12 protein-coding genes, 1 tRNA gene, 1 rRNA gene and 1 riboswitch are annotated in these 12,969 nt (G+C 59.2%); of the genes, 3 read left to right on the top strand and 11 right to left on the bottom strand.

Annotated elements, in window-relative coordinates; all coding sequences use genetic code 11:
* Positions 1 to 5: 5 nt before the first annotated feature.
* The 7 genes from ACE3PP_RS14250 to ACE3PP_RS14220 form a co-directional block, all read right to left on the bottom strand.
* Entirely contained in the window at positions 6 to 341 is a 336-nt protein-coding gene (locus ACE3PP_RS14250; protein ID WP_374383412.1) for a hypothetical protein, read from the bottom strand.
* The gene (locus ACE3PP_RS14245) at positions 338 to 1,630 is read right to left on the bottom strand and encodes a pyruvate dehydrogenase complex dihydrolipoamide acetyltransferase (protein WP_374383410.1); all 1,293 of its coding nucleotides are present in this window, start codon (positions 1,628 to 1,630) and stop codon (positions 338 to 340) included. The genes ACE3PP_RS14250 and ACE3PP_RS14245 overlap by 4 nt, the downstream gene beginning before the upstream one ends.
* A gap of 15 nt (positions 1,631 to 1,645) precedes the next feature.
* On the bottom strand, positions 1,646 to 3,010 hold the full coding sequence (locus ACE3PP_RS14240; RefSeq protein ID WP_374383408.1) for a pyruvate dehydrogenase complex E1 component subunit beta: 1,365 nt from the start codon (positions 3,008 to 3,010) through the stop codon (positions 1,646 to 1,648).
* A gap of 18 nt (positions 3,011 to 3,028) precedes the next feature.
* On the bottom strand, positions 3,029 to 4,036 hold the full coding sequence (gene pdhA / locus ACE3PP_RS14235; RefSeq protein WP_374383406.1) for a pyruvate dehydrogenase (acetyl-transferring) E1 component subunit alpha: 1,008 nt from the start codon (positions 4,034 to 4,036) through the stop codon (positions 3,029 to 3,031).
* Between the two features lie 209 nt (positions 4,037 to 4,245).
* Positions 4,246 to 4,584 carry a septum formation initiator family protein gene (locus ACE3PP_RS14230; RefSeq protein ID WP_374383405.1) on the bottom strand — a complete coding sequence of 113 codons (339 nt, stop codon included), beginning with the start codon at positions 4,582 to 4,584 and terminating at the stop codon, positions 4,246 to 4,248.
* Positions 4,585 to 4,680: 96 nt separating this feature from the next.
* Positions 4,681 to 5,967: a phosphopyruvate hydratase gene (gene eno, locus ACE3PP_RS14225; RefSeq protein WP_374383403.1), complete on the bottom strand. Its 1,287-nt coding sequence runs from the start codon at positions 5,965 to 5,967 to the stop codon at positions 4,681 to 4,683.
* A gap of 88 nt (positions 5,968 to 6,055) precedes the next feature.
* Positions 6,056 to 7,354: a YihY family inner membrane protein gene (locus ACE3PP_RS14220; protein WP_374383401.1), complete on the bottom strand. Its 1,299-nt coding sequence runs from the start codon at positions 7,352 to 7,354 to the stop codon at positions 6,056 to 6,058.
* A gap of 212 nt (positions 7,355 to 7,566) precedes the next feature.
* Between ACE3PP_RS14220 and ACE3PP_RS14215 the strand changes: the two genes are divergently transcribed.
* A complete protein-coding gene (locus ACE3PP_RS14215; protein ID WP_374383399.1) occupies positions 7,567 to 8,280 on the top strand; it encodes a hypothetical protein in 714 nt (237 codons plus the stop codon).
* Positions 8,281 to 8,297: 17 nt separating this feature from the next.
* Positions 8,298 to 9,980 carry a methyl-accepting chemotaxis protein gene (locus ACE3PP_RS14210; RefSeq protein ID WP_374383397.1) on the top strand — a complete coding sequence of 561 codons (1,683 nt, stop codon included), beginning with the start codon at positions 8,298 to 8,300 and terminating at the stop codon, positions 9,978 to 9,980.
* A 73-nt stretch (positions 9,981 to 10,053) separates the two neighbouring features.
* Here the strand turns inward: ACE3PP_RS14210 and ACE3PP_RS14205 are convergent, their stop codons facing one another.
* Both ACE3PP_RS14205 and ACE3PP_RS14200 read right to left on the bottom strand, forming a co-directional pair.
* A complete protein-coding gene (locus ACE3PP_RS14205; RefSeq protein WP_374383395.1) occupies positions 10,054 to 10,824 on the bottom strand; it encodes a CbtA family protein in 771 nt (256 codons plus the stop codon).
* Positions 10,799 to 10,903, bottom strand: coding sequence for a CbtB domain-containing protein (locus ACE3PP_RS14200; RefSeq protein ID WP_374383634.1), 105 nt, complete (start codon positions 10,901 to 10,903; stop codon positions 10,799 to 10,801). Before ACE3PP_RS14200 ends, ACE3PP_RS14205 begins: the two co-directional genes overlap by 26 nt.
* A gap of 188 nt (positions 10,904 to 11,091) precedes the next feature.
* Positions 11,092 to 11,327: riboswitch (cobalamin riboswitch) on the bottom strand.
* Between the two features lie 186 nt (positions 11,328 to 11,513).
* Between ACE3PP_RS14200 and ACE3PP_RS14195 the strand changes: the two genes are divergently transcribed.
* The gene (locus ACE3PP_RS14195; RefSeq protein WP_374383393.1) at positions 11,514 to 12,557 is read left to right on the top strand and encodes a zinc-dependent alcohol dehydrogenase family protein; all 1,044 of its coding nucleotides are present in this window, start codon (positions 11,514 to 11,516) and stop codon (positions 12,555 to 12,557) included.
* A gap of 60 nt (positions 12,558 to 12,617) precedes the next feature.
* Here the strand turns inward: ACE3PP_RS14195 and ACE3PP_RS14190 are convergent.
* Both ACE3PP_RS14190 and rrf read right to left on the bottom strand, forming a co-directional pair.
* Positions 12,618 to 12,694, bottom strand: a tRNA-Met gene (locus ACE3PP_RS14190).
* 181 nt (positions 12,695 to 12,875) lie between these two features.
* Positions 12,876 to 12,969: ribosomal RNA gene (gene rrf, locus ACE3PP_RS14185) — 5S ribosomal RNA — on the bottom strand; the annotation flags it as partial.

Raw genomic sequence — 12,969 nt, 5'->3', positions numbered from 1 at the left:
GTCGCTCACTTGCCCTGACATTTTGCAAAAAGCGGCTTCATCTTCGAAGCAGCCGGTTCGGCCTCAGGATTGTTGGCAAAGGCGATAATCTCGCCCGCATCCAGATAGCTCACCACCGACTGCGACGTGCATGCGCAGTAGTTATCAATACTCTGCTGCAGGTTCCCCTGATCGAGCCGCTTGCCCTGCGAGCGCGCCTGCGTCTCCAGCGCGCTTTGGCATTGCTTGGCAAAATAGTCGAAGAACTGCTTCTCCAGCGGTTCGCGCAACTCATCCGCGACGGCAACGCGGCCAACGGACACAGCAAGCAGAATGGTCAACAGGCAGGAACGCATCATCACACCAGCATACCCAGCGGCTGTTCGATGAGGCGCTTGAAGGCCGCCAGGAACTCGGCGCCGATGGCGCCGTCGACCGCACGGTGATCGACAGACAAGGTGCAACTCATCACATTGCCGACGGTGAGTTGTCCATTCTTGACGATGGCTCGTTCTTCGCCTGCGCCGACTGCCAGAATACAGGCCTGCGGCGGATTGATCACGGCACTGAAATTCTTGATCCCAAACATGCCGAGATTGGAGACCGAAAAGCTGCCACCCGTATATTCCTCGGGCTTCAGCTTGCCCTGCTTGGCGCGACCGGCCAGTTCCTTCATCTCGTTGGAGAGTTCGGTTATCCGCTTGCGATCGGCGTGACGAAGGATCGGCGTAATCAGCCCGCCGGGAATGGCAACCGCCACTGAAATATCGGCGGATTTGTACATCTTAATGCCATCGTCCGACCAGGACGCATTGGCGGCCGGCACTTGCATCAGCGCCACAGCCGATGCCTTCACAACGAAATCGTTCACGGAAACCTTGTAGGCACCGGGACCGTCCTTGGGGGAAGCTGCGTTCACCTCTTCCCGCAGCTTCAAGAGCCTGTCGATCTCGCAATCCACGGTCAGATAGAAATGCGGCACGAACTGCTTCGATTCCTGCAAGCGACGCGCAATCGTTTTTCGCATTGAGGTGTGCGGCACAAGGTCGAAGTCCGGCTCGCCGAACTGGGCGGCGCTGGAAACCGTCGGCGCAACACTCGGCGCCTTGCCGGCGGCAGCGGCGGCCGATGCCGGCTTTGCGGCGCCCTTCGGTGCGCCTTCAAGATCGGCCCTGACGATGCGGCCATTGGGACCACTGCCCCTGATCGCTGAAAGATCGATCCCCTGCTGTTCGGCGATGCGACGGGCAAGCGGGCTGGCGACAATGCGACCGGCACTGCTATTGCTCGGCGTGGCGGTGGGTTTGGGCGCAGTGGGTGCATCCACCTTGACGGCAGCAGTTGCGGGCGCCGCCGACGGAGCTGGTGCTGCCTTGGCAGGCGCCGCACTGGCAGCGCTGGCATCCTCGCCCTCTTCCGTCAGCACGGCGATCACGTCATTTACCTTGACGCCTTGCGCCCCACCGGGGACCAGAATCTTGGCAAGCGTCCCTTCGTCGACCGCCTCGACTTCCATCGTCGCCTTGTCGGTCTCAATCTCGGCCAGAATGTCCCCGGCCTTGATCGCATCGCCTTCTTTCTTGAGCCAGCGCGCGAGATTGCCCTCGGTCATCGTCGGCGACAGAGCGGGCATGAGGATGTTGATCGGCATCAGACCCTCCCTTTGTCAGCGATAACAAACGCGCTTGGCAGCTTCGACGACCCATTCGGGCTGAGGCAGGGCAAGCTTTTCGAGATTGGCTGCATAGGGCAACGGCACATCTGCTCCGTGCACGCGGGCGACCGGTGCGTCGAGATCGTCAAAGGCCAGTTCCATCATTTGCGCCGCCAATTCCGAACCGATGCCGGCGAACGGCCAGCCCTCCTCGACCGAGACAAGACGATTGGTCTTCTTGACCGACGCGACGATTGTCTCAGTGTCGAGCGGGCGAATGGTCCGGAGATCGATCACTTCGGCCTCGATCCCGTCCTTGGCCAGCAGTTCGGCGGCGGCGAGCGCCACCTGAACCATCTTCGAGAAGGCCGTAATGGTGACGTGCTTGCCGGGCCGCGCGATGCGTGCCTTGCCAATCGGCACCACGAATTCCGGATCCGTCGGAACTTCGAACGATTGTCCGTAGAGAATTTCATTCTCCAGGAAGATCACCGGATTTGGATCGCGGATGGCCGACTTCAGCAGGCCCTTGGCGTCAGCAGCCGAATAGGGCGACACGACTTTCAAACCCGGGCAATGTGCATACCAGCTCGCATAGCATTGCGAATGTTGTGCGGCCACACGAGACGCGGCGCCGTTCGGTCCGCGGAAGACGATCGGGCAACCCATCTGCCCGCCCGACATGTACAAGGTCTTCGCGGCCGAGTTGATGAGATGGTCGATCGCCTGCATGGCGAAGTTGAAGGTCATGAACTCGACGATGGGCCGAAGACCGCCAAAAGCGGCACCGACGGCAAGACCGGCGAAACCATGTTCCGTGATCGGCGTGTCGATCACGCGCTTCGGGCCGAACTCCTCGAGCAGCCCCTGGCTCACCTTGTAGGCGCCCTGATATTCGGCAACCTCTTCGCCCATCAGATAGACTTTCGGGTCCCGCCGCATTTCCTCGGCCATCGCATCCCGCAACGCTTCACGGACCGTGTGGGTCGCCGTTGCACCGGTATATTCCGGTTCGACAGGCGCCGTCGGCTTTGCCACATGCGGCGCCGACGGCGGCGCATCGCTGGCGGCAATTGCCGGCTTTGTCTCGGAGACCTGAGGCGCCTTCGCGGGCGCTGCGGCACCGGCCGCTTCGTCGTCACCGCGCAGGATGGCGATCGGTGCGTTCACCGCCACATTTTCGGTACCGGCTTCGACAAGGATGCGATCAAGCACGCCCTCGTCCACGGCTTCGACTTCCATCGTTGCCTTGTCGGTTTCGATTTCAGCCAGGATATCGCCGGCCTTTACCGCATCCCCCGGCTTCTTCATCCACTTGGCGAGTTTGCCCTCGGTCATGGTCGGCGACAGGGCAGGCATCAGAATTTCAGTCGGCATCGTCTTGTCCCTCCCCGATCACGCGTCAACCAGAACGTCGGTCCACATTTCCGACGGATCCGGTTCCGGGGAGGATTGCGCAAACTCAGTTGCGGCTGAAACGACATCTTTGATCTCGCGATCGATATTCTTAAGGCCGGCTTCGTCGATCAGCTTTTCCGCAAGCAGGCGCTCGCGCAGACGATCGATCGGGTCATGTTCCTGCCGCATCTTCGCGACTTCTTCCTTTGTTCGATATTTCGCGGGGTCCGACATGGAATGACCGCGGTAGCGATAAGTCATCATCTCGAGAATGTACGACCCTTCGCCCGATCGGGCGTGCGCAAGGGCGACAGCAGCCGCTTCCTTGACCTTGACCACATCCATGCCATCGACCTGCTGGCCGGGAATGCCGTAGGCGGCGCCGCGGTCGCAAAGCTTGAGCCCCGCAGCCGACCGCTGAACCGAGGTCCCCATCGCGTATTTGTTGTTCTCGATCACATAGACGACCGGAAGCTTCCACAGGGCCGCCATGTTGAAGCTTTCATAGACCTGGCCCTGGTTGAGCGCGCCATCGCCGAAATAGGCCATGTTGACGCCGTTATCCTCGCTGTATTTGTGTGCGAAGCCGAGGCCGGTTCCGATCGGCACCTGGGCGCCGACGATGCCGTGGCCGCCATAGAAGTTTTTCTCGCGGCTGAACATGTGCATCGAGCCGCCCTTGCCCTTCGAATAACCGCCCCGTCGTCCGGTCAACTCGGCCATGACGCCCTTCGGATCCATGCCGCAGGCCAGCATATGGCCGTGGTCACGGTACGAGGTGATGACGCTGTCCTGCTTCTCTGCCGCGGCCTGCATCCCCACCACGACGGCCTCCTGGCCGATGTAGAGATGGCAGAAGCCGCCGATCAATCCCATGCCGTAAAGCTGACCCGCTTTCTCCTCGAAGCGGCGGATCAACAACATGTCGCGATAGAATTGGATGAGTTCCTGTGGCGAGACGGAAACAGCAGCTTTGGCTGCCGGACGAGTGGCGGATTTGGCCATGAGACCCCCCTGACTGGGTTTGGCTGATTGCATTCGGCCGACCGTTGCACCGGGCGAACCGGTTTGGTCTTGGCGCAATTATCGTGCTTAACCAACCGCAAATCAACCACAAGCAACTTATTGTTATATATTACTTTTTCGAGATTAACTGAAAAACGGTTAACATTCAGATTGGAAAACCCTCACCCCAAGAGGCAAGCATGCCTACCTTAGTTGATGGTTTGGGTGGGGCTGGCAGGGTCGAGGAAGATGATAAGGTCATCGGGGTGGGCGTAGTTCAGCATCACGCGCGCCCGTTCCTCAAGCATATCGAGATCCAACGATGTGTTGGAAAGCAACGTGACGCGTTGCTCCATGGCCGCCCGATCAGCAGCAGCATTCGCAGCCTCGGAAGTTGCCACCTTCAATTCCTGATTGAGGCGCAGCCAAGCCAGAATCCCACGATCACCGTGGATCGCATGGAAAACGAAATAGGCAGACAGGCACGCCCCCAGAAGAGGCAGTGTCACCTGGCGCAGACGGCGCCTTATTTCGCGGCCGATTTCCATGCGCCTAGCGAATCACACTCCGATTCCACACGTCAACAGAAAAGAGATTCAATAAGTTAGATACCGGTTCTCTGGCGTTCGATGAACCTGCCGACCTTACCGCTTGCCTCGTTCTATGGCCGCGCGACCACCGTAGATCGCCGCATCACCGAGCCCCTCCTCAATGCGCAGAAGCTGGTTGTACTTGGCGATGCGATCCGACCGGCTGAGGGAGCCCGTTTTGATCTGAGCGCAGTTCGTTGCCACGGCCAGATCGGCAATCGTCGCATCCTCGGTTTCACCGGAGCGGTGCGACATGACGGCCCGATAGCCGGCCTTGTGGGCCATCTCGACGGCCTCGAGCGTTTCGGTCAGCGTCCCGATCTGGTTCACCTTGACCAGGATCGCATTGGCGACCCCCTTCTCGATGCCGCTCTTGAGACGCGCCGGATTGGTCACGAACAGATCGTCGCCTACCAACTGGACATTGGCGCCGATCTTGTCGGTGAGGGCCTTCCAGCCCTGCCAATCGTCCTCCGCCATGCCATCCTCGATGGTCACAATGGGATAGGCCTTCGACAGTTGCTCGTAGAAGGCCACCATGCCACTGGCGTCGAGGACCTTGCCCTCGCCTTCCAGATGGTACTTGCCGTCCTTGAAGAATTCGGTCGATGCAGCATCGAGGCCCAGCGCCACGTCGGCACCGGGCTTGAACCCGGCCTTTTCAATCGACTTCACAATAAAGGCCAATGCCTCATCGGCGCTCTTCAGGTTTGGCGCAAACCCGCCTTCATCGCCGACATTCGTGTTGTGCCCGGCAGCCTTCAACTGAGCCTTCAACGCATGAAAGATCTCGGCGCCCCAACGCAGGGCTTCCGACCCGCTGGTTGCAGCCCAGGGCAGGATCATGAACTCCTGGAAGTCGATCGGATTGTCCGCATGCGCGCCGCCGTTGATGATATTCATCATCGGCACGGGCAGGGTCCGCGCCGACGTCCCTCCCACATAGCGATAGAGTGGTAGCCCGGCATCCGCCGCAGCGGCCTTGGCAACAGCGAGGCTGACACCGAGGATCGCATTGGCGCCCAGACGGGCCTTGTTCGGGGTCCCGTCCAGCTTGATCATCAGCCGGTCGATCTTGACCTGGTCTTCGGCGTCCAACCCCGAAATGGCCTCGAAAATCTCGCCGTTCACAGCCTCAACGGCTTTCTGGACGCCCTTGCCGAGATACCGGCTTTTGTCGCCGTCGCGCAGCTCGACAGCCTCGTGGGCGCCGGTCGAGGCACCGGAAGGAACCGCGGCCCGGCCGCTGGCCCCGCTTTCCAGGATCACATCGACCTCAACCGTCGGATTGCCGCGGCTATCCAGAATTTGGCGCGCGTGCAGGTCGATAATGGCGGTCATGAATCGGCTCCCCTGGCAGAGATCGTTAAGTGTCCGGGGATTTATAGGCGCGGCGTGCCCCGCCATAAAGGAAAATTGCCGCGACGCATCAAATAGCGTCGATATCCTTCAGCGCCTTGCCGACGGGCTCATCGAGCGCTGCTTTCTCGCTCTGGGCGATCCGACGCATGAGCGGGTCAACAAGCGGCACGACCTCCTCAACCGTCTCGCCAAGCGCGATGCCGAGGTGATGACAAACATCGTGGATGGAGAAGGTGTCCAGATCGCGCGCCAGCATCCATCGGCCATTGTCGGCTCTGGCGATGAGCCGATGCGTTTTCAGCGCCTCCAACAGCCAGATGAGGCGGCCAGGATCGGCGGCCAACCGATGGACGAGCTGCTCGGTACGGACGCCGGCGCCGTGCGCCTGCGCCTTGGCAAGCTCCGCAAAGGTGCCCAAGGACAGGCTCAGCAGATCGCCCCGTCGCAGCGTTTCCCCCACCTGCCTGCGGCCCGAACGCCATTCAGGCAGGGCCGCGGCAAACTCGGCACCAATTAGGACCGTCACCCAGACCAGGTACATCCAGATAAGAAAAATTGGGACCGTCGCGAGTGCGCCATAGACCAATTGGTAGGAGCCGAAAAAATGGAGATAGAGCCCAAACCCCCGCTTCAGAATCTCGAAAAGCCCCGCAGCCAGAAGTGCGCCGAGACCCGCATCGATCAGGCGCACGGGGCGCGTCGGGATCAGCCGGTAGAACAATGTGAATCCGGCCGCTTCAAGCAGGAACGGCAATATCGCCGTCACAATCTTGAGGCCGGCAGACAGCCCGTAAATGCCACCCGAATTGGCAAGCGAGAAAACATACGTAGAAATGGATAGCGAGGCACCAAACAGCAGGGGACCCAGGGTAATGATCGCCCAATAAACCGGAAACCGATGCAGCTTTGCCCGCTGATTTGTGACACCCCAGATCTTGTCGAACGCAGTCTGGATCGTGTTCACCAGCAAGATCGCGGTGACACCAATACCGACGACGCCTGCAGCCGATGTACCACCGGCATTGTTGATGAAGGTGCCCAAGTAATCCTGCACGACACTGGCAAGATCCGGCGCCAAATTTTGAGCCAGGATGATGATCAGGTCGTCGCGCAGATCTGCAAGGGGCGGAAAGGCGGCAAACATCGCCAAGCCGATTGCCAAAAGCGGCACAATGGCAAGCAGCGAAGTGTAGCTCAAGCCGGCTGCGACCCCCATGCAACCGTCGGACTGGAAGCGGCGCCAGACATAGGGGAGAAAGCTGACAGCGGCGCCCTTGGCTCGGTTGGCGATGTTGTAAACACGATCTGCGGATGAAGGCACGTCACCCACGGTCTGTGTCGACAATTCTTCACCTGCCCTGTCCATGGCCCCGCTCACCAAGTCAATCATTCCTATCTCTATATAGCACGTCACACCGCCCATCAGGTGTGTCGATCGATATTGACCCCTCTTGCTGCTATTCTTGCCGTTCGCCAAAAATCCAGGAATATCAACCTGTTCAATTCCAAAGCAATAAATTGTTTACCCTTTAGGCGCAGCTTAAGTGCCATAGACGAAATTTAGATGGGTTTGTTCTCATGTGCCGACTGTCATCTGCTTTCGCGAAGGCCTCAGTAGCAACGATAATTTTGGCTGGATGTCTGGCGAACACTGCCCTTGCCCAGGATTCGACCACGACCACGGCCGCTCCCTCAACAAGTGCCGCAACGCCTGCAGCACAAAGCGCGACCGCGCCAGTTGAACAGGCAACTGCGAATTCGTCCCCCATACCGGCCAGCATCATCACGCGCGACATCATCGACGACATGCGCAACCGCATTGTCCAACCCGTCGCCGTCATGTCGATCGAAGCCGCGAACAAGGCCCATACAGGAATCGATCAAGCCGCTATCGACAAGATGGATGAAGCCTGGAAGACCGAAGCCAAGTCTGATGATCAGCCATTCATTGCCGAGATTCTCAGCAGCCCTCTCTCCAACTACCTCCTGTACATCCAAGCCAGCTCCGCCGGGCTGTTTACCGAGATTTTCGTCATGGACAAATTTGGTCTCAACGTGGGCCAAAGCTCCGTTACCTCGGACTATTGGCAAGGTGATGAGGCAAAGTATCAAAAGACATTCGCCGTGGGGCCGGACGCCATTTTTGTGGACGAACCAGAGTTCGACGATAAGACCAAGACTTGGCGCACTCAGGTCAACTTCACGGCCGTTGACCCGCAGTCCAAAGAACCGATCGGTGCTGTGACGGTCGAATTCAACTTGACCGAGATGCAGCGGCGTTTGCAGGGCTGATAGGAGCGTTTCGAATCATGAAATTCGCAGATCTCTCAGTTGCCAAAAAGCTCATAATCGCCTTTTCTCTGCTGGGACTTGTCATCATCATTTCGGGCACGATTTCGATCATGCTCACGGCCCGCATCGAGCGCGCCAATCGCATCAATGATGCCGCCGAGCAGCAGGCAAGCTCTATCAACGCAACGATCGCCATGGCAGCCAAGATGCAAACGGCGATCCGTGGTTTGCTCGTGACGGGAAGCTCAGAATACTCGCGCAGCTACCAGGACCTCAGCAGCCAATTCGATGGATTGCTGCAAGAAGCCGTCAGTGCCGCTGCCGGCGACGAGGGCCTCTTGAAGCCGCTTGCAGCCATCGGTGACGCCGTCAAGTCGTGGCGTGACGGCCCCGTCGCCAGACAACTGAAGCTCATGCGTCATCCCGCGACTGTCAATGAGGCGCGCGCGATCGAAGTCACGGGCGCTGGTGAAGAACTTACTGACAAACTGGAAGCGGCCGGGGCTCAAGTTTCTGCTACTATTCAGCAGAACTCAGCACAGGCAAACGCCGAAATTAAAGCTGCGCTCGATTGGACGCTACGGACGGTCATCATTTCCGCCATCGTCATGCTGGTTGCAGCTATCCTGTTCTTCTTCGTTCTGTCGCGCCAGATTGGCGCGCCGATCCGCCTGATCACCGGCACCATGAAGGAACTAGCATCCGGTAATACAGGCGTGACTATACCATATGCCGCGCGAGCCGATGAAGTCGGCAACATGGCCGCCGCCGTTGCCATCTTTGCCGATAACATGCGCAAGAACGAGGTTCTGCAGACAGAAGCGGCACAACAACAGCAGGCGCGTGAGCGCCGCGCCGCACAGATGACAGAGCTTGCACGCGGCTTCGACAACGAGGTCGAAACAATCCTGCAGGCGTTGGTCAAGTCGGCCGACGAACTCGACCATACAGCTGAATCGCTCACTAAGCTCTCGACAGACTCCCTTGACCAAGTCCAGAAGGTTGCGGCCGCAGCTACAGAAGCCAGTTCAAATGTTCAAACCGTAGCAGCAGCTACCGAGGAGCTATCCTCTTCCATCATGGAAATCAGCAGGCAGGTAGCGAGCCAGGCCGACATTGCCTCGGCTTCAACTCACGCCATCGATGACACGACCGACCGGGTCAACCTTCTGACGGAAGCGTCCACCAAAATCGGCGATGTTGTCAGACTGATTACGGAGATTTCCAACCAGACCAATCTTCTTGCTCTCAATGCGACGATTGAGGCCGCGCGAGCTGGTGAAGCCGGCAAAGGGTTTGCGGTCGTTGCAAACGAGGTGAAGAGTCTGGCCAATCAAACCGCACGAGCGACGGATGACATCGCTGTGCAGGTGCAATCCATCCAGTCATCGACTCATTCGACCGCAGATGCGATCCGGTCGGTCGGCGAGCAGATTCGTCAGATGAAGGAAATTTCCGGTGGCGTCGCGGCGGCCGTTGAGGAGCAGAATGCGGCAACGAAGGAAATTGCACGCAACATCCAGGAAGCCTCGGCAGGCAACCAAGAGGTGACCGAGAAGATCGTCTTCGTGGCGGAAGCAGCAGGCCACACGCAGAATGCCACAGCGACGGTTCTCACGGCGGCCAAGCTATTGGGGCAGAACACTGCCCAAATCCGTAACACCATTGAACGCTTCATCAACGACGTCCGAGCGCTCTGATACGGCGTGATCGATTGGAAATGGGGTGGGCCTGAGCATTATTGCCCACCCCGCCTTCCTTGGCAGACTTAGACTAAGCTTGCGCTTTGAACACGCGGCCATAGAGATAGCCCGTTGTCGTTCCCAGCACGGCCCAGAAGAGAAAGCCCACGATCGTCGCCGCGACAATGAACCGATGTGCCAGGGCCTCGGGGGCAACGCTCGCATATTCAGACGGTTGTGGCGCGCCATAGGCGTGCGGCAGGACAATCAGGACCAGGCCAACACAGGCAAGCCAAGCCCGCCTGCCCAGAAACAGGCACGCTAGTCCCACCGACGTTAGAACTGCTGTGGCAATCCACCACGCTTGCCGATCAGCCAATGCGGCAGCTTCAGTGCCCGGCACTTCCGGAGGCAAGCCCAGATTGGGTGCCGCAACAATCGCCACAAAGCCGGCGAGGCCCCAGAAAAGCCCTGTGCGCCAGGTCATCCGGCCATCTCGGAAGCGGTAGGCAGCCACCAGCAACAGTGAGAAGCCGATTCCAGTGAGGACATCAGCGATCGCGGTAGCCAGCGACCGCTCCCATCCATCGGCCGGGGCCCACGCCTCGCCACCATGTTCGTGATCGTGACCTTCAGGTGCGGCCTCAGCGTTGCTCGAATCTGCAGAAGCAACGACATCGCCAGTGCTGCCGGCACTTTCGTAGACCTCAGCAGCAAGTATGATCGGCGTCGTGCTGACCTGATGCACCAGGGTGATGAAGACCCCGCTTACAAGACCAGCCAGAGCCGCGACGAGAAACAGTCGCCGAAAAGTATCCATCTGAGTCCTGCCGATCTCAGTGGCAGGGGAATGCGTTTGCATGCCGCGTGTCGTGAGCGGCGTTGTGGAGGGCCTCGATATGCGAGAAGCCGACACCCCAAACAATAACCAGACCGAGCATGGCAGCCATCACGGCACCGGTGACGGCTTCCGCGCGAGCACCAAAAGTATGCGAGAGCGATTTGACGTGTTGCGATTGAGTTTGCATATGGATCCCCATTGACTGTGATCATGTGGAAGGGGGAATGCGGTTGAGGGTCGCTTCGAACAGCGAACGACCTGTACACCGTGCGGACACCCCGTCCGAATTACGGATGACTCGTCGCTGGCAGGTCTCCTGACTCACGAGTTAAACGCGGCGCCACCTTCCCAACCGTGCCTGGCCCATTGCTGCGCCGTTTCGGTCAGTGGTTTTTGGGCGTCCGCTCCTCGCTTACAGTTGCGGGGGCAGTCACGGTTTTGGCCCCTTCTGGGTCGTCCGCACCGTGTTCCCTATTAATCCCCTGGAATTCATCCATTGGGGAACCATCGACACGTTCAGCATCTTACCGAGAGCTGCGGTTCGTCAAGCTCTTTGTCCGCAGACCGACATGCTTGGAGGCAAATGGTCATGGAGCGACCATCCCTGAGCCGGCGACGACGCGAGCGAAGGAAGAACCGCACAGCGTCTTCTTGCCGAATCCATCGGCGGCATTCACTCTCCCTGATCACCTTCATGTTTCGGGATGATCATGCGCGCCGCTCTCTTTGAAAAATTCCAGCAACCCTTGGTGGTGACCGATGTCCCGGACCCGACTTGCCCGCCGGACGGCGTCATTGTCGAAGTCGCTGCGTGCGGCGTGTGCCGCTCCGACTGGCACGCCTGGAAGGGATCCGATCCAGATGTAACGGCGCCACATGTCCCCGGCCATGAATTGGCTGGCATTGTCGTTGCCGTCGGTCAGCAATGTCACCGCTTTAAAAAGGGCGACCGGGTGACAGCTCCCTTCATCATCGCCTGTGGCAATTGCCCTGACTGCCGTGGCGGTGATCCGACGATTTGCGCTCATCAGTTTGTTGTTGGCTTCTCGGCCTGGGGGGCCTTTGCTCAATTGACGGCTATTCCCCATGCCGATTTCAACCTCGTGCACCTCCCATCGGAACTGGGCTTTGCCGAAGCCGCTGCCATGGGCTGCCGTTTGACGACTGCCTTTCGCGGCATCGTCGATCGCGCAAATTTGCGCCCTGGCGAATGGCTGGCGGTGCATGGCTGTGGTGGTGTTGGTCTTTCCGCCATCATGATCGCTTCCGCGATCGGGGCTCAGATCGTCGCCATCGATGTGAACGATAGCGCCTTGGCGCTAGCCACCTCTCTCGGTGCCACGGCAAGTCTAAATGCCGCCAAGTGCTCAGATATACCTGCGGCGATCCGTGAACTCACAGGTGGCGGTGCCCATGTGTCGATCGATGCCCTCGGCGTAACGGCGACGTTCCACAATTCAATACGGTCTCTACGGAAGCTCGGCCGGCACGTGCAGATCGGCATGCCGCTGGAGCAGCATGCCTCTCCGACGATCCCTTTGCTGGAGACAGTCTATTCACGACAGATCAGCATCATGGGCACCCGCGGAATTCCCGCCAGCCGCTTCCCGGCAATTTTCGGCATGATCAACGCTGGCCGGCTGGACCCGGCGAAGCTGATTACACACCGTATTGCTCTGGAGGAAGCCGGCGCAGCCCTTGCTGCGCTGGATCAGTTTCAGGGCTCTGGCGTCACGGTCATCGACCGGTTCTAAGCGAGCTCGCGCACTGGGAAAGAAGAAGCCCCGCCGTTTGGATTTGGCGGGGCTTTTTGTTGGTTGCGGGAAGAGGATTTGAACCTCTGACCTTCAGGTTATGAGCCTGACGAGCTACCGGGCTGCTCCATCCCGCGTTAATTCGATCGTTCTTTCCGGCCCGGTAGCACGTTTAGGTATTGCTCGGGCTGGTCGCCCTTCGCGGGGCGGGCTGCTCGAGGTGCCATGGTCTCGAAGAACAAAAGGCGCGCTGGATGAATAGCGCGCCTTTGGTGTCTGTGATTGTAGCTCTGATGCGATTTCATTCGGACTTAGAAGACCTGGCGGCGACCTACTCTCCCGCGTCTTGAGACGAAGTACCATTGGCGCTGAGGGTTTTCACGGCCGAGTTCGGGATGGGATCGGGTGCAGG

This window comes from Dongia sp. (assembly GCF_041910485.1).
GTDB lineage: Bacteria > Pseudomonadota > Alphaproteobacteria > Dongiales > Dongiaceae > Dongia.
Note: the sequence above shows the minus strand (reverse complement) of the source record. Positions and strands in the feature narration are given on the sequence as shown.

Bases quoted from the DNA above. Each gene is read 5' to 3' on its own strand.
- ACE3PP_RS14215 (WP_374383399.1), top strand. From the start codon at position 7,567: ATGTGCCGACTGTCATCTGCTTTCGCGAAGGCCTCAGTAGCAACGATA.
- ACE3PP_RS14230 (WP_374383405.1), bottom strand. From the start codon at position 4,584: ATGGAAATCGGCCGCGAAATAAGGCGCCGTCTGCGCCAGGTGACACTG.
- ACE3PP_RS14210 (WP_374383397.1), top strand. From the start codon at position 8,298: ATGAAATTCGCAGATCTCTCAGTTGCCAAAAAGCTCATAATCGCCTTT.
- ACE3PP_RS14200 (WP_374383634.1), bottom strand. From the start codon at position 10,903: ATGCTCGGTCTGGTTATTGTTTGGGGTGTCGGCTTCTCGCATATCGAG.
- ACE3PP_RS14205 (WP_374383395.1), bottom strand. From the start codon at position 10,824: ATGCAAACGCATTCCCCTGCCACTGAGATCGGCAGGACTCAGATGGAT.
- ACE3PP_RS14195 (WP_374383393.1), top strand. From the start codon at position 11,514: ATGCGCGCCGCTCTCTTTGAAAAATTCCAGCAACCCTTGGTGGTGACC.
- ACE3PP_RS14245 (WP_374383410.1), bottom strand. From the start codon at position 1,630: ATGCCGATCAACATCCTCATGCCCGCTCTGTCGCCGACGATGACCGAG.
- ACE3PP_RS14240 (WP_374383408.1), bottom strand. From the start codon at position 3,010: ATGCCGACTGAAATTCTGATGCCTGCCCTGTCGCCGACCATGACCGAG.
- pdhA (WP_374383406.1), bottom strand. From the start codon at position 4,036: ATGGCCAAATCCGCCACTCGTCCGGCAGCCAAAGCTGCTGTTTCCGTC.
- ACE3PP_RS14220 (WP_374383401.1), bottom strand. From the start codon at position 7,354: ATGGACAGGGCAGGTGAAGAATTGTCGACACAGACCGTGGGTGACGTG.
- eno (WP_374383403.1), bottom strand. From the start codon at position 5,967: ATGACCGCCATTATCGACCTGCACGCGCGCCAAATTCTGGATAGCCGC.